The 13,396-nt window shown below is 42.4% G+C and carries 19 protein-coding genes; 2 read left to right on the forward strand and 17 right to left on the reverse strand.

Features of this window, described 5'->3' with window-relative positions; all coding sequences use genetic code 11:
• Positions 1 to 76 precede the first annotated feature (76 nt).
• From A3GW_RS11805 to A3GW_RS0104070, 10 genes are all read right to left on the reverse strand, one after another.
• Entirely contained in the window at positions 77 to 241 is a 165-nt protein-coding gene (locus tag A3GW_RS11805) for a hypothetical protein (protein WP_018368032.1), read from the reverse strand.
• A gap of 29 nt (positions 242 to 270) precedes the next feature.
• Complete coding sequence (locus A3GW_RS0104030) at positions 271 to 486, reverse strand: hypothetical protein (RefSeq protein WP_018368033.1); 216 nt, start codon at positions 484 to 486, stop codon at positions 271 to 273.
• Entirely contained in the window at positions 483 to 926 is a 444-nt protein-coding gene (locus A3GW_RS0104035; RefSeq protein ID WP_018368034.1) for a hypothetical protein, read from the reverse strand. Before A3GW_RS0104035 ends, A3GW_RS0104030 begins: the two co-directional genes overlap by 4 nt.
• Positions 923 to 1,804, reverse strand: a complete 882-nt coding sequence (locus tag A3GW_RS0104040) for an ATP-binding protein (RefSeq protein ID WP_018368035.1) — start codon at positions 1,802 to 1,804, stop codon at positions 923 to 925. The genes A3GW_RS0104035 and A3GW_RS0104040 overlap by 4 nt, the downstream gene beginning before the upstream one ends.
• Before the next feature lie 12 nt (positions 1,805 to 1,816).
• Positions 1,817 to 2,629, reverse strand: a complete 813-nt coding sequence (locus A3GW_RS0104045) for a DnaD domain protein (protein WP_018368036.1) — start codon at positions 2,627 to 2,629, stop codon at positions 1,817 to 1,819.
• A gap of 10 nt (positions 2,630 to 2,639) precedes the next feature.
• Complete coding sequence (locus tag A3GW_RS0104050; protein WP_018368037.1) at positions 2,640 to 2,909, reverse strand: hypothetical protein; 270 nt, start codon at positions 2,907 to 2,909, stop codon at positions 2,640 to 2,642.
• Positions 2,910 to 2,912: 3 nt separating this feature from the next.
• Complete coding sequence (locus tag A3GW_RS10780; RefSeq protein ID WP_018368038.1) at positions 2,913 to 3,854, reverse strand: hypothetical protein; 942 nt, start codon at positions 3,852 to 3,854, stop codon at positions 2,913 to 2,915.
• Positions 3,823 to 4,179 (reverse strand): hypothetical protein, encoded by a 357-nt coding sequence (locus tag A3GW_RS10785; protein WP_018368039.1) that lies wholly within the window; start codon positions 4,177 to 4,179, stop codon positions 3,823 to 3,825. The genes A3GW_RS10780 and A3GW_RS10785 overlap by 32 nt, the downstream gene beginning before the upstream one ends.
• A gap of 146 nt (positions 4,180 to 4,325) precedes the next feature.
• Positions 4,326 to 4,664, reverse strand: a complete 339-nt coding sequence (locus tag A3GW_RS0104065) for a hypothetical protein (RefSeq protein WP_018368040.1) — start codon at positions 4,662 to 4,664, stop codon at positions 4,326 to 4,328.
• 482 nt (positions 4,665 to 5,146) lie between these two features.
• Positions 5,147 to 5,335 carry a helix-turn-helix domain-containing protein gene (locus tag A3GW_RS0104070; protein WP_018368041.1) on the reverse strand — a complete coding sequence of 63 codons (189 nt, stop codon included), beginning with the start codon at positions 5,333 to 5,335 and terminating at the stop codon, positions 5,147 to 5,149.
• 161 nt (positions 5,336 to 5,496) lie between these two features.
• Between A3GW_RS0104070 and A3GW_RS11410 the strand changes: the two genes are divergently transcribed.
• On the forward strand, positions 5,497 to 6,000 hold the full coding sequence (locus tag A3GW_RS11410; RefSeq protein WP_018368042.1) for a helix-turn-helix domain-containing protein: 504 nt from the start codon (positions 5,497 to 5,499) through the stop codon (positions 5,998 to 6,000).
• A gap of 301 nt (positions 6,001 to 6,301) precedes the next feature.
• Positions 6,302 to 7,465, forward strand: a complete 1,164-nt coding sequence (locus tag A3GW_RS0104080) for a tyrosine-type recombinase/integrase (RefSeq protein ID WP_018368043.1) — start codon at positions 6,302 to 6,304, stop codon at positions 7,463 to 7,465.
• Between the two features lie 628 nt (positions 7,466 to 8,093).
• Here the strand turns inward: A3GW_RS0104080 and A3GW_RS0104085 are convergent.
• The 7 genes from A3GW_RS0104085 to A3GW_RS0104115 all read right to left on the reverse strand — a co-directional run bounded on the left by A3GW_RS0104085 (position 8,094) and on the right by A3GW_RS0104115 (position 13,285).
• Positions 8,094 to 8,360 carry a hypothetical protein gene (locus tag A3GW_RS0104085; protein ID WP_018368044.1) on the reverse strand — a complete coding sequence of 89 codons (267 nt, stop codon included), beginning with the start codon at positions 8,358 to 8,360 and terminating at the stop codon, positions 8,094 to 8,096.
• Positions 8,361 to 8,478: 118 nt separating this feature from the next.
• The gene (locus A3GW_RS0104090) at positions 8,479 to 8,814 is read right to left on the reverse strand and encodes a hypothetical protein (protein ID WP_018368045.1); all 336 of its coding nucleotides are present in this window, start codon (positions 8,812 to 8,814) and stop codon (positions 8,479 to 8,481) included.
• Positions 8,777 to 9,394 (reverse strand): hypothetical protein, encoded by a 618-nt coding sequence (locus tag A3GW_RS0104095; RefSeq protein WP_018368046.1) that lies wholly within the window; start codon positions 9,392 to 9,394, stop codon positions 8,777 to 8,779. The genes A3GW_RS0104090 and A3GW_RS0104095 overlap by 38 nt, the downstream gene beginning before the upstream one ends.
• A gap of 539 nt (positions 9,395 to 9,933) precedes the next feature.
• A complete protein-coding gene (locus tag A3GW_RS0104100) occupies positions 9,934 to 10,521 on the reverse strand; it encodes a hypothetical protein (protein WP_018368047.1) in 588 nt (195 codons plus the stop codon).
• A gap of 18 nt (positions 10,522 to 10,539) precedes the next feature.
• The gene (locus A3GW_RS0104105) at positions 10,540 to 10,881 is read right to left on the reverse strand and encodes a hypothetical protein (protein ID WP_018368048.1); all 342 of its coding nucleotides are present in this window, start codon (positions 10,879 to 10,881) and stop codon (positions 10,540 to 10,542) included.
• 335 nt (positions 10,882 to 11,216) lie between these two features.
• Complete coding sequence (locus A3GW_RS0104110) at positions 11,217 to 12,782, reverse strand: DNA primase family protein (RefSeq protein WP_018368049.1); 1,566 nt, start codon at positions 12,780 to 12,782, stop codon at positions 11,217 to 11,219.
• Positions 12,779 to 13,285 carry a hypothetical protein gene (locus A3GW_RS0104115; protein WP_018368050.1) on the reverse strand — a complete coding sequence of 169 codons (507 nt, stop codon included), beginning with the start codon at positions 13,283 to 13,285 and terminating at the stop codon, positions 12,779 to 12,781. The genes A3GW_RS0104110 and A3GW_RS0104115 overlap by 4 nt, the downstream gene beginning before the upstream one ends.
• Positions 13,286 to 13,396: the final 111 nt, after the last annotated feature.

Genomic DNA, 13,396 nt, shown 5'->3' on the forward strand with positions numbered 1-13,396 from the left:
TAGCAAAACAAAAAGCACCTAACGAAAATAAGCAGATTTCTCCACTCATTGCCGTTAGGTGCTTCCTCTTTTGGCTCTATAATTTTTTGTGTTCTGTAACTGCTACATCATAGGGCTGGGCGTTCTTATATTTAATCACAACCTCGCCAAACTCTGGAGCTTTTACTGTGTCTATTTTACCATCTTTAGCAAAGATAATCAAGCCAGACCGTGCCAAATGTTGCAACGTGTCTTCTTTCATTGCCCCCCCTCCAATCTGTCTATATTTGTCTATTTCTGCCTGCTATCAAAAGCCCTAGCTATTCGCTCCAGGTCGCTTGATAGGTCTTGGTCATGCTCATAGGTCACCGATACTTGCCCCTTCCCGTAGTCAATGGCATAGACCAGCCCCTCGTGACTGCCCACAAAATAGCTAATCAGACCGTTCTTAAAAGCCAGCATATCAGATCTATAGGCAAAGATATAGCTAAAAGTCCGCTCGGTCATTCGTCCACCTCATTTCTAGCTAATAGCCCACTTACCGCCATATCTTTTGCAAACTGTTCCCGCTGGGCCCCGTCAAGTTCCAGAACTTCGATGAGCTCACCCAGGGCTTGGGTATCGGTTTGGTTGATGAGTTTCTGCATAGTGGTCTTAAATTGCCCTTCCAGGTACTCACCAAACTTCAACCGCTGGGCTTGTGTCGGTGTTTTACCTAAAGCCATATAGCAAGCCTCGGTAATTTGTGCAAAGAGCTTGGCTCTGGCTTCTGGGTGCTTATAGAGTTCATAAACGTTTAAGCTGGGGTCTGCCTCTCGCAACTTTGCGCCAATCTCTAGCAGTTTTGGAATATCCTCATCAGTAACTGGCGTGTCATCAGCCATATAAATAGCTCTTTGCCGATCCATGTTCTCCAGCTCTTGCCCCAAAAAATCTGTCCCTGTCATTCGGTCGCCTCTCGTTTAGATTTTAACGCATTGATACTATACCGTTTACCCGTAATACCAAAAGCCTTATAACTATTTCCCTCAAGACCTTTCAAAATGCGGCTATAAATCTTGTCACCGTAATAGCGTTTGAGTTGCTGACTATCCAGATTTGTTGTAAAAATCGTTGTTTCTCGATGGTTCAACACATCGAAAATTAAATCCCTTTCCGTTTTTCCGATTTCTCCGCTCATTTCACCAATATCATCTAAAATCAGATAGTCAACCCCTGTCAGTAACCTTTTAGCATCGTGGGCGGTCAGTTTAGCGTTTCTGCCATAGTTCCAGCCCTCTTGAATTTCCTTGATAATCTCGGTCAGACTAATGAATAGGACACTTTTAGGCTCTCCCTTAGTCTTGTAGCCCTCGTTGATAGCTTTAGCCATAGCAAGGCTTAAATGGCTCTTTCCGATGCCTGGGTCGCCTGTTATCAGAGTATTACCTTTCATGCCTCCTAGATACTTTTCAGACTGTTCTACGACAAATTCCAGTAGCTGGTTTTCATTTTGGTTGCTCACCTCGAAAGTATCAAAGCTAGCTCCTTGCAACTCTGAGGGGATATTGCTATCACGCTCCAAAACGTAATAGGTTTCGGAGTATAGTTGCTGATTGAGTGAACTTGATATTCTTGCTTGATTTTCTTGTTCCGTTTGCTCCATGCGACAAAGTGGGCAAAAAGGGGGGACTAGGCGTTTTTCTTGAGTTACCTTGTCGCTTTTGTCTCTGTCAGTCACAACTGTCTGTGGTTTTGGGATTTGTTGTAAGTTTATACTGTGTATCGGGCAAACCTCATCTATCTCTACTGCCTGCGGTATATCAAAACTCGCTTTTAATGTCATCTGTATAACCTCCTAAAATGGATACTCTGGCGTGGGTTGCCATTCTTCCTGTGTCATCGGCTTTTTAGTGTCCGCTGACTTGGTGCGTGATTGCTTTGAGTTTCTGACCAGTTCCACCGTCAGCAGGTTGTCTGACTTCCAACGATTGAGAATAGCCTTGATATAGGCAAAATTAGCTTTACCCTGACTTACCGCTTCACGCAAAGCCTCTTGGATAAGGTCGGGTCTAAAATCCTCTAGCATGTAATTTAGTTCCTGTTGCTGGATAGGTGATAGCGGTCTGCCTGTCTCCTGCTCGAATGATTTGTAAAGAGTGACAAAATCTTGAGAATGGATAGGGGTGGGGATGGTAGATTGTTCTTTATCTACTTCTACCTCTTTCTCTTTATCTAACTCTATCTCTAACTCTATCTCTGTTGGACACGGTTTGGACATTGTCAAACTAGGTTGAACATTGTCTTTTTTTCGTTGTTCTCGCTTATAACTTGCCCAGTTAGTTTCACTCATCACCATAGCCTTAGCCTGTGGCAACTCCGCATTTTTATCCTCATCAATCTGGATTAAGCCACATTTTGTAAAGTATGCCATCGTCATATCAATTTCATCTTCTGAAACATCTAACTTTAGGGCTAGCTCTTCTTTTAGACTATCAAAATACCCCTCATAATAAAGAATGCAGTCACTATCCAGGCTCTCAAGCATTAAACGGATGTAGATGACCATCATTGTATAGCCACCTGGGACCGTCTTTAGTCGTTTGATAAAGATGTTATCAAAAAATTTTTTATCAATTTTTAGCCAAAAATAAACCTTTGTTTTTGCCACTACTCCCCTCCTAACCTACCGCCAAAAACTTGTACACGTCTGTCTTGCGGTAATAAATTTTCTTGCTATCCTCCAGCGGTGGCTGATACCGCTGCAAGCCTCCCAGCTTTTCCCAATTCCTCAAGGTCTGGCTGGATATATCCAACTTCTCCAGCAAAACCTCACGGGGAATTAAATCCAATGGATCAGCGTTAGCCTGCTGGAAAGCCACCAACTCGCTAAAACGGCGGTCAACAATGCCCAAAAGCTCACGCTCCGCCTCTTGTGATAATAACGCCATAGCCTAGCCCTCGCTTTCCTTGTCTAAAAATACTCCGTCAATAATATCAGGTTCAGACTGCCCCAGCATATTCTTAACCACTCTAAGCAACTCCTCCAGTTTATGGGATAGGACTTGCATTTCTCCCTTTAGCTGGGCGTTAGATAACAGGATTTTTTGAATATCTAGGTATTCAATACCCCCAAAACTAGCTAAAAAGCGGTTAGCCTTTCGTAAAAACTCAATCGTATCTTTTACGCTAGCTAGGCTTTGTTGCTGTTCGGTCAGGTTGCCTTGCTTTATGACCTGATCCATGTCATCTAACAGTTGAGCTTTTTCCCTTTGCTCTGATAGCTGGCTAAGTTGGCTCTCAAGAAAAGCATTTCTACCCTCAGCAGCCTCTGCTCTTTCCTGATAGCTCTTAGAAAGCCGTAGAGCTTCGGAATAGTCAGGGGGGTGGATTTCCTTTACTACCTCCTTAACTTCCACCGTAGCCGATTTTAGACGGCTATTTTCGTCCGTCAGGTCGCTGGTAATTTGTTCTTGTAGCTTCAGCTTGCGTTCAAGCTCTTTATAAGCCTTGTGGGTGGTAATATCGCCATCAAACACGGCCTGATTGACTTCTGGCAATGCGGAGGGCTTAGACATTTCATACTGCAAAGATTTAGGCTGACTAAGAAAAATCTCTTTTTCTTGAGGGTTGTCCAAATTTTGAACAAGTCTATAAGTGTTGATATAGTTATAAGCCTTGGTTTTAGAAATTCTGTTACTCTCAACCCATTTCTGAAAAGTACCACCGTCATAGCTGGCTAGCTCCTGTTGGGCTTGATAAAGCACCTCTCCAACCGCTACGGAATAATTCTGATAGATACCGTCTAGCTGATTGCTCAAAGCTCTCAACTTGCTAGAGGTCTCTTGACTGACTAAACTATAATCAAACTCTAACTGATTGGCTAATTCGTTCATCAGACCGCCCCTCTCTTTTTTGTCGTTGCTCCACTCCCTTAGCTGGCAAGTGGTTTACTGCTCTAAAAATAATATCGTTGACCGCCACATCTCCCAAACCTTCACAAGCCTGCTCATAAGTATCTGCAAATTTCCGATAAGCATTTTTATAGCTGGCCATAACGTTAAAAACAATAATAGCCGCTATCCTATTGCCATAAATTTGAGAAAGTTGCAGCCTTGCTCGTCTCTCACTCGCTTCTAGCTTTTTCAATCTTTCCCGTTGTTCAACTGTATAATCTGACTGGCTGACTGTAAAGATATTCTCTGCCAAAATAACGCTCATTTCCTACCTCATCATTCATTTTTGTAGTTGCCCGGTGGGCTTTTTATGCTTGTACCGCCCCATGCTCCCCTGTCGCCAAACTTGAGTCATGGGCTAAACTTTCTTGTGTCATGGTTTACTTCTTTTTCAGTCATCTATTATTAAACTTAGTTAATCACTCTTAATCTTGGATAGCTCTGATTGAGAAATGCCTCTTTCTCTCCCTTGTCTTTACTCTTGCAAGGTAGCCCGTTGATTGCTCTGAAAACAATATCCATAACAATCTGATAATCTAGCGCATTCCAAGCCTCTTCAAAAGATGTCGCGCTTTTTTTGTGAACTGCCATAAACTCAGCCATCACGTTGGCCACGATTACCCATGAAATGCCTTGATTAAATAACTCCTTGAAAAACTTATCTGCTATGTCTTTAGATTGCTGACGTTGTTTAAACATTTCTTTTCGCTCTTCAGTATAATGATCTAAGCTAAATGGTGATTTTTTCATTGTTTACCTCTGTTTTGTAATTATTTTTCTGTGTAATTGCCCTAGTAGGCTTTTCTCCGTTGTAAAAGACTTGGTTTCTCTATACTGATTTCTTGTACTGTCATTTTTATCAGCCTAGATTATTCCCAGCGGTTTCCCGCCCCAAACTGACCAGGTTGCCGCCTGTGGTCATGTCAGTCTGTGCCAAAATAATAATCTAGCTGTGGGTAATTTTCTTAGGACGGTCTAGCGTTGAGCTAGTGGCGAAACCGTGGCCTAATACTCTTTTTCTTGAGATAGTTTTAAGAGTTCCCGCTCTCCATCTGGTCAATCCTAGCCAATTATGGTATAATCTAGCTAGAAAACTTACTAAAACCCTTGATAACGGCTTGCCTGCTTGTTATTGTGTTTTAGTTGTTTGTGTGAAAAAGCCTTGTGAGTTTGCCGACTGCTAAGGCTTTTTTGTTGTCTAGATTTCTTTAAGTGAAAGGTAGCAAGAAATCTTATAAATCTTCTACTAGCCAGCTCATAACTGCCTGATAGATACGCTTAGGGGCGTCATAGTCTCCTCGCTCAATCTTACTGAGCGTCGTTCTAGAAAGTTTAAGAGTTTCCGCAGTCTTGCTTTTTGTCAAATCCAGCTTGCCACGTTTTGCCCTAACTTTTTCCGCTATGTCTTTTGTAATTAGCATAAAGTTCCTCCTTTTTTATTTTTTTTGCTATCAATTTGATAGTGATTGTAGTTTACATTATCGACTTGATTGTGTCAAGGGTTTTTGTTGTCATTTTGATAATTTTTTTTGTTTATCATTATCATTTTGTGCTATAATCATTTTTGAAAGGTAGTTAGAGCATGGAAAACAGACTAAAACAACTTCGAAAACAAAATGGAATATCGCTAAAAAAATTAAGTCAAAAACTTAATGACCTTTATGGAGTCACAATAAGCGACAGTCAATTATCTTACTACGAAAATGGCAAGCGCTCTCCTAGAGACGAGAGCATTTGGAAATATATTGCCACTTTTTTTGATGTTCCAGTTGGTTACCTTTTAGGTTATCAAGATGACATTGACCTCATTATGAATGGAACAAATGAGGAGCAAAAAGTATTTGACTCAAGGAGTTCACCATATTTACAAAAAAACCTAAATTTCTTGAAAGACATTGAAGAAGTTAAGAAAATAAAAACTGATACACTAGTGGCTATTGAATTTGTAGAAAATATTTTTAGCCGACTATCCCAGTATGGACGAGTTAAACCAGGTTCATATGCCTCTGAAATGAACCATATCTCATTTGCTTTGCTTGATTTCTTGAGTGATTTAGAGCGAGTTGAAAACTCTTTGCAAGAATAAACCCTAAAACGCCCTCTAAGCGATTTTAACGTTCAGCAATATAAATTATCATCTTACCTAAAATAAACGAAAATAGGGGCGGTCTCGTCAATTCTGAGAGCATTCTAGGCAAAAAGAAAAGACCTCACCGTTGGCTGACGGTCAGGCCTCAAAATAAAAACTATTATACCATATTTTCTAATTTTTATTTTTTGAGGACTAGCCACGTCCTCGATACCATTATAACAGATTTCATGAGCTAACCCAACCTAAAACCCTTGATAACGGCTTGCCTGCTGATAGTTAGGAAAGAGGTTAGACAATGAACATTACAGAACATAAAAAGAAAAATGGGGTAACAGTTTACCGGGCTAGTGTTTACCTGGGCATTGATAAGCTAACAGGTAAGAAAGCACGCACCACGGTCACGGCCAGCACCAAAAAAGGCGTTAAAATCAAAGCTAGGGAGGCGGTCAACGCTTTTGTGGCTAATGGGAATTGCTCAAAGGCTAAACCAACCATTACAACGTATAGGGAGCTTGTGGCTCTCTGGTGGGAAAGCTACCACCATACCATCAAACCAAACTCCCAGCAATCCATGGAAGGCATTGTAAGGCTTCATATTTTGCCTGTATTTGGCGATTACAAGCTAGATAAGCTGACTACTCCAGTTATCCAGCAACAGGTCAACAAATGGGCTGATAGGGCCAATAGAGGAGTAAAGGGAGCATACGCTAATTATAGCTTTCTCAACAATATCAACCGCCGCATTCTCCAGTACGGGGTCACTATGCAACTGATCCCGCATAACCCTGCCCGTGATGTCATTGTGCCACGTAAGCAACAAAATAAAGAGCAGAAAGTCAAATTTTTCAGCAATCAGGAGCTTAAACAGTTCTTGGCTTACCTCGATAGCCTAGACTTGTCCGATTATGGAACGTTTTTTGACTACGTGCTTTACAAGGTCTTACTGGCCAGCGGTTGCCGTATCGGCGAAGCCCTAGCCCTAGAATGGTCTGATATTGACCTAGAGCAGGGGACTATCAGCATATCCAAGACCCTAAACAGGTATCAGGAAACCAACACACCAAAGTCTAAAGCTGGGGTGCGTGATATTGAGATAGACAGAGCTACGGTGCTACTGCTCCAGCAGTACAAGAACCGCCAGCAAGTCCAAAGCTGGCAACTGGGACGGTCTGAAACAGTTATCTTTACACCTCTTACCACCAAGTACGCCCATGCCTGCATGTTGAGAAAGAGGCTGCAAGGCCATTTTAAGGCTGCTGGCGTTCCTGATATTAGTTTCCATGGTTTTCGCCATACGCACGCCACTATCATGCTCTACGCTGGGATTGAGCCTAAAGACCTCCAGTATAGGCTGGGGCATTCTAATATAGCCATGACCCTAAACACCTATGTCCACGCCACCCAAGAGGGGGCTAAAAAAGCCGTCTCAATCTTTGAGGCAGCTATCAGCAATCTATAAAAACAAGGGTGTCGCATTTTGCGACGACCCTCTTACTTAACCCAATTTCTCCCAGGGGTAGTAAAAAGGGTAGTAAAATCAAAAAAGCACCTTGGGATAGAGCCCCAAAGTGCTTGATATAAAGGCATTTCTGCCCCATACTTCCAAAAAAGTATTACAACATTTTGGTATAGCCAAAATGGGCTTACCTTATCCTCCGTTACCCTACCAAAAAACCAGTATTTTCAAGGGTTTCAGCTAAAGCACCATTGCTTTATTAAACACTATCAGAGGGCTAATAGTCCGTAAAAAGTCAGCAAAAAACGACCTAAAAAGGTCATCTTTCCACGAGTTCAGCAGGCAAGGAACTAGCACGGTCAAACGTGCTTTTCTTTTAGGCTGAGCCTTCTCCTAACTGATTTGATTTTTTATAGAAAAACATATATAATCAAGTTAACAATAGTTTTGGTGTCGTTCGACCATTTGGCCTTTGGCTTGTTGGAGGGTACCAAAGCTATTTTTTTGCTTATCGCACAAGATATGTTATAATTAAACAAAGAGGACTACTACCTTCCACATTAATGGCTTTGCCGTGGGGGGTGTGTGTCCTCTATTTTTGTGCTTTCCTTTCAAGAACATCAATAACATCCTATACGACAAACAACAAGGCCTTGTCATATTCCACTTTTAATTGTCTCTTGAATTCAGCGACTTCTTCTGCTTTCATCCCAGGCTCCGCACTAGCACAGATGTCAGGGACTTCCTGGCCGAGCAAATAAGTCGCCCTAGGCTGTTCTGCAGCCATTGCATCATAATCATCAACCAATGTGTCTTCTAACCAGATAGAAAACTCATAGATGTCTTTAGGAGTATTCTCTAAAAAATCGGCGATTTTTTTCATCACGTCATCAAACATCTTTCCAGGCCTCCTTTTTTACTGGTGAATATAAACCCTGTCACAGATAAAACTAGTATAGCATAAATCAGCAAGGCAGTCATTTGATTTTGCCTTATCTCGTCGCTCTGAATGACTTTCAGCCCATAGTGAGCAAAACACCGCCAAGATACTCACGGGCAAAGTTGACTAGGGCCTGATTTCTTAGCTGATTGTAATCCTCGGCGCTAATATCATAATCAAGGCAAAACTGCTGGCGGTTCTGCCTTTCTTTGGGTCTTGTCTGGTACTGGTTGACTAGGATAGCTTTTTCAAGACCTGGCAACTCCTCTATAACTCGGTCTATCTCCTCGGCTAACATTTGACCGTGTACTGAAAAAGGCTTATCGGATAGGTGGGCAACCTTCAGGAAGTTGCGGTAGTTCTTCAGCACCCTTTCAGCGTGTTTGGCGGTTGTTAGCAGTTTCTTGGTCATCTAGTTCCTCCAATTGCTCCAGTACCTGCTTGTGCCGTCTTTTGAGGTTACTGACCGAATACTGCAAGTTTTGGGCAACCTCTTCCCACTTCAAGCCATCCCGATACCTGGCCAGCATCATGTCACGGTCAATCTGATAGTTCAATCGGTCGATAAGGTCAAGGGTAGCCTGCTGCTCTGTCCTGAGTTTATCGATGTCGCCTTGATACATTGTTTTCTTCTTCTCCCAAAGGCTGGGTAAAAGTACTAGTGTAGCCTTGGTTCGCTCTCTTTCCTGCTCAAGCTCCTCAATCAACCAGGGAATAGCCCGCAGGTGTTTCAATCTCTCTTTAATGTCTTCTTCACTATCCTGTTGCCTTAAATCCTGATTTTTTAGTTTTTTCTTTCGTTGCTGGTAGTATCGCCTTTTCTGCGCTAAAATCTGATCACGATTCTTGGTGTAATGCTCATTATCTCGCTTTTTCTTACATTCCTTGCAAGCAGCTTCGAAACCTTTCCGCCCCGTTCTTTTCTTTGAGTAATTAGCTGGGGTTAGTTCTTTGGTATTCTTGCACTTGCTGCATCGTCTCAACTCCGCCATTTTGTAACCTCTTTTCTTTTATTTAGTTTTATACTTTTTTTCTTTCTCGCTCAGTAGAAAAAATGTACAGTGACGGCGTGAAGCTCTGAGCAGGAGAGGGGGAGGGGGGAAGCCCCCCATCTTTCCTAAATAGCTCTAACTGCCATCATTATTTATCTAGCTAACATTTTGTTTTTATTACATTTCAAAAAAACAAGTAGAAAGATGTCACTCTAATCTACTTGTTTACTAGGTTTTCCCTTTCTCTGAATGTGTCTTATCTTACATTGTGTCCCGTTCAAGTAACATGCCATCCATCCAGTCATATCAAGGGAAAAGAGCATTTTTCTAAAAATGAATAAGCCTTTTCTCAATAAGGCACATTGGCCTTATTTTAGTGGTTAAATCTAGGCACACTACCATATCTTGAAAGTAACTTATCTTAAATTCTGTTACTTTCGTGACACTACTGAAAATCCAGCATTATCAAGGGTTTAATTCACTTCTTCAAAAATGAATGTAACGTTCCCTCAATAAGTCGTATTTAAGAGAAAATAGGGCTATTTTTCAACCGTTCTGAAAATAGGAAGCTTGGTGATGTCGCCGTAAAGCGAAACTACTGCCGAGGGTTTTACATGAGAATATACTAGCCCAAGCATACGATCTGATATTTTCTCCCCGTTTGCATTGCGTTTGTATTCTTCTGATTTTTTCCCAATATCATTCTCAAGCGTATCTAATAACTCTCTTAGGTTTTCTTGATTTTCTTGTGCCTTCTCTTTAATATTTTTTAGGGGTGAAACAATTTCCCAGGCTTGTTCAGTTAACTCTTGTTCTTTATTTTTATAAGCCGTTAGTGTGTCATTAATTAAACTATCGTATTCTTCACGGTTAACAAGTGGCGAAGTTTTTAGGTCGTTGAGCCGTTTTTGAGCCAGTTCTTTCTTATTTTCAGCCGTCCATAATTCCTGCTTAGCTTTGTTGTAACTATCATAATCCGTTGCCTTTGCTGCTTTATCTAGTTTCTCGTTGTTGATAACGATGATTTTATCTAATTCTGAGATAGTCTTCTCTGTTTCTTCGATGTCTTTATGATTTTGTTGGGAAAGTTTATCTAAATATGTTTTAATGTTTTTTAGTGTTTTCATTGCTTTTCTCCTCATTTTCTATTTCATCAAATCATCTAGTAAGGCTGAGTAAGCATTATCGAGTGTCTTGGTTTTTTCGCTCTTTACGTTATGGGTAACTTCAAACTCTTGTTCCACTTTTTGAACGGCCTCGGCTCTGGCTCTAGCTAGAGCTGTATCGCGCTTCTCTTCTCGGTCTTGTTTGTCGCTCTCCATAGCTTTATTCATCAAATCTGCTAGTTTTTGGCGTTTTTGGTGAGCCTTTTGACTAAATTCATTCATATCATCGTCAAATGCTTTTGTTCGCTCTGCCCGTTCTCGCTCAGCTCCTTCTTCCAATTTTTCCCAAAATTCATAGGGATTAGTGTTTTTTTCTGTCATTGTTTTTCTCCTCTCTTTCTAGGTGTAGGTCACTCTTCCTACACTTTTTCTTTAATTACTACGCCCACACTACGCCTAGAATGAGTAAGCGTAGTAGGCTAAAACCTTGATAAATAAGGGTTTCTTGATAATCCACTACACTTACTACACTTGTCCTACACTCGCTGAAAATTTATAAAAGAGTAAAGACACTTTCTTTATACTACACTACCCCTTTATAAGTGTAGTAAGTGTAGTAAATAAGGTTGCCCCCTTGCCATAGTTGGTTTTTCACCTACTACACTTGATTTTTTAGGTGTAGTAAAAAGTGTAGTCAATCGCTCTAGGTGTAGTGTCTAACGTTTTCGACGGTAGCCACGTTGGTTCTTGGTTCTAGCTGGGTTGTAGGTTTTTGGTAAATAGTTGGGCATGTCGTCATGGGGATAAAATCCCTTGGGTAAATCTGCCCCAGCTGGAAGACTGACAGGATAAGGAGCCTTCTCCCAGTCCTGGGGCAAATAACGGGGGAAAACCGTGTTAAGGCCTTGGCTAGTAAACTGATGCTGATGGTTGTGGTAGTTGGCAAACTGCACAAAGCACCACCAAATAAAATCATTTGGAAAAAAGCTGGACTGCGGGTTATCAAATAGCTCCTGGGCAAAGACTAGCACCGGATCCAGTTCTTTCTGGTAGTCGTCCAGCATGTCCTGGGACACTTTCGGACTGATAAATTCCTTATAGTCTAAGTCAATGACCTGATTCAACACATACTCTAGCACCTCGGCTCGCTTGATGTAATCGGTCTTGATGGCTCGGTTGGGCTTACCCTCAAACCGCTTAGAAAAAGGTAATATCACCATACGGCGGCGGATAGCCTGGTAGTCTCCCTTTACCTTTGGCATCTCGTTAGTGGACTGGATGACCACGGTCTTAATAAAGGTACTGTAAGCATCCTTGCCCTTCTTCTCTACGCTGATGGTGTCGCCTCCCACCAGGCTAAAGAGTTTTGAGGTGTCCTTGATAACTGCCCCAGCCTGCACGTCGTCGCCAATAATAGCCTGTTTACCGATGGCCTGAGCCAGGGTAAAGCGGTTGTTAATATCTAGGTCGGTGATTTTAATGCTAGCAATGTTCTGACGGCCAACCAGGTTGATAAACAACTCTTGGAGCGTTCCCTTACCTGTTCCACCAGCCCCCACAAACCAAAACATCTTGCCTAGGCTTTCCCCTCTAACTACGGCATTCAACAACTGCAAGGCCAGCTGGTAAAGCTCCTGGTTCCCGTCAAACAAGTCCAGTAGCCAGCTATCAAACCGCCAGCCGTTGATATTCGGACTTCTTGCCCTAGGATTGTAGTTAGTGGCAATTTTGCTGGTGAAAACACGATTAGGGGTATAAGGCATCAAGGCCTTAGTTTTACGGTTATAAATGCCGTTTCCGACGATAATTAGAGCAGGGTCTTCTTCCAAACGCCTGTAAGGGGCCTTCCTGGTCAGAAAATAGATGCAGTCGTTGGCTCGCCGTTCATTGTGGCGGTACTCGATGGCGTTGATAAAGTCCTTCAAAAACTCCTTATCATTGCGGTAAACGCCCTGGTCTGGGTCATAGAAATAGACTGGCTTTTCTCCCTCGTCGCTTTCAATCCTGCAAACGGTCAGCAGCTCTGCCATTATCCTAGCAACCAAGGTAGGGGCCAGGGGCTTTTCAGCCTGTTCTTCTGCTTTTCGCTTGTCCTCCCCCTTAGTCAGCAAGCTCTCCAGGAGTTCTTGCCGTTTCGTATCGGCATAGTTGCTGACAACTGACTGCCACCCCTTGAGGGTTGCCAGCTTGGTGCTCACCTCTTGGAGTTCTGGGCGGTCTCGGACCTGCTCAAGGGGTTTCTCTAGCTCCTTGGCTAAAATCTGTTTAGCAACACTGGTCAAACACTCACCCCCTTATAGCAACGATTTAGCTCGGTTAAAAAGTAGCGAGCTAGGTCTAGTCGTTTGGTTAGACTGGTAAATACTCCGATAACCTGCTCATAATCATACCCCGTCACAAACATCACCCGAACCAAATAGGCAACTTCCTGCCTGGTATGGATACCAAAGCAAACGGCATCTAACAACCAGCCAGATAGGGCTAGTCCCACACCTTGGTGCTTCTCGGCTAGCTGGTGCTGTTCTAGGTCTAGTAGCTCCGTCAGTAGCTGATTGCCTGCATAGGCTGGGGCAAAATCTCTCACCAGCTCCCCTCGCTCTGGGACCTGTTCTGCAACCTCTAGCCAGAGTTTAGTCAGCTTAAATGGCATTAGATAGCAACTCAAGGGCTCGCGATAGATAAAGCAGTAGTAGTCGCCTTGCTGATATACTCTCGTTGGGTTATCCTGTAAAAAACCAAACAAACCCAAATAGTCACGGTGCAGGGTTAAAATCAAATAACGCATTCTCTCTCCTTTCATCTGGTATATTTGGGCAATAACTTGCTCACGTTTTTCTATCGGACAATGTCCAACCACTGTCCAAAAGGTGTCCAAAAAAGTTCTTGAGCGCTATTA

The sequence above is a fragment of the Streptococcus entericus DSM 14446 genome (assembly GCF_000380025.1).
Classification (GTDB): Bacteria; Bacillota; Bacilli; order Lactobacillales; family Streptococcaceae; genus Streptococcus; species Streptococcus entericus.

What these genes read in the sequence shown, in the direction of transcription:
- A3GW_RS11805 (WP_018368032.1), bottom strand. Translation starts at nt 241, where the DNA reads ATGAAAGAAGACACGTTGCAACATTTGGCACGGTCTGGCTTGATTATC.
- A3GW_RS0104030 (WP_018368033.1), bottom strand. Translation starts at nt 486, where the DNA reads ATGACCGAGCGGACTTTTAGCTATATCTTTGCCTATAGATCTGATATG.
- A3GW_RS0104035 (WP_018368034.1), bottom strand. Translation starts at nt 926, where the DNA reads ATGACAGGGACAGATTTTTTGGGGCAAGAGCTGGAGAACATGGATCGG.
- A3GW_RS0104040 (WP_018368035.1), bottom strand. Translation starts at nt 1,804, where the DNA reads ATGACATTAAAAGCGAGTTTTGATATACCGCAGGCAGTAGAGATAGAT.
- A3GW_RS0104050 (WP_018368037.1), bottom strand. Translation starts at nt 2,909, where the DNA reads ATGGCGTTATTATCACAAGAGGCGGAGCGTGAGCTTTTGGGCATTGTT.
- A3GW_RS10780 (WP_018368038.1), bottom strand. Translation starts at nt 3,854, where the DNA reads ATGAACGAATTAGCCAATCAGTTAGAGTTTGATTATAGTTTAGTCAGT.
- A3GW_RS10785 (WP_018368039.1), bottom strand. Translation starts at nt 4,179, where the DNA reads ATGAGCGTTATTTTGGCAGAGAATATCTTTACAGTCAGCCAGTCAGAT.
- A3GW_RS0104065 (WP_018368040.1), bottom strand. Translation starts at nt 4,664, where the DNA reads ATGAAAAAATCACCATTTAGCTTAGATCATTATACTGAAGAGCGAAAA.
- A3GW_RS0104070 (WP_018368041.1), bottom strand. Translation starts at nt 5,335, where the DNA reads ATGCTAATTACAAAAGACATAGCGGAAAAAGTTAGGGCAAAACGTGGC.
- A3GW_RS11410 (WP_018368042.1), top strand. Translation starts at nt 5,497, where the DNA reads ATGGAAAACAGACTAAAACAACTTCGAAAACAAAATGGAATATCGCTA.
- A3GW_RS0104080 (WP_018368043.1), top strand. Translation starts at nt 6,302, where the DNA reads ATGAACATTACAGAACATAAAAAGAAAAATGGGGTAACAGTTTACCGG.
- A3GW_RS0104085 (WP_018368044.1), bottom strand. Translation starts at nt 8,360, where the DNA reads ATGTTTGATGACGTGATGAAAAAAATCGCCGATTTTTTAGAGAATACT.
- A3GW_RS0104090 (WP_018368045.1), bottom strand. Translation starts at nt 8,814, where the DNA reads ATGACCAAGAAACTGCTAACAACCGCCAAACACGCTGAAAGGGTGCTG.
- A3GW_RS0104095 (WP_018368046.1), bottom strand. Translation starts at nt 9,394, where the DNA reads ATGGCGGAGTTGAGACGATGCAGCAAGTGCAAGAATACCAAAGAACTA.
- A3GW_RS0104100 (WP_018368047.1), bottom strand. Translation starts at nt 10,521, where the DNA reads ATGAAAACACTAAAAAACATTAAAACATATTTAGATAAACTTTCCCAA.
- A3GW_RS0104105 (WP_018368048.1), bottom strand. Translation starts at nt 10,881, where the DNA reads ATGACAGAAAAAAACACTAATCCCTATGAATTTTGGGAAAAATTGGAA.
- A3GW_RS0104115 (WP_018368050.1), bottom strand. Translation starts at nt 13,285, where the DNA reads ATGCGTTATTTGATTTTAACCCTGCACCGTGACTATTTGGGTTTGTTT.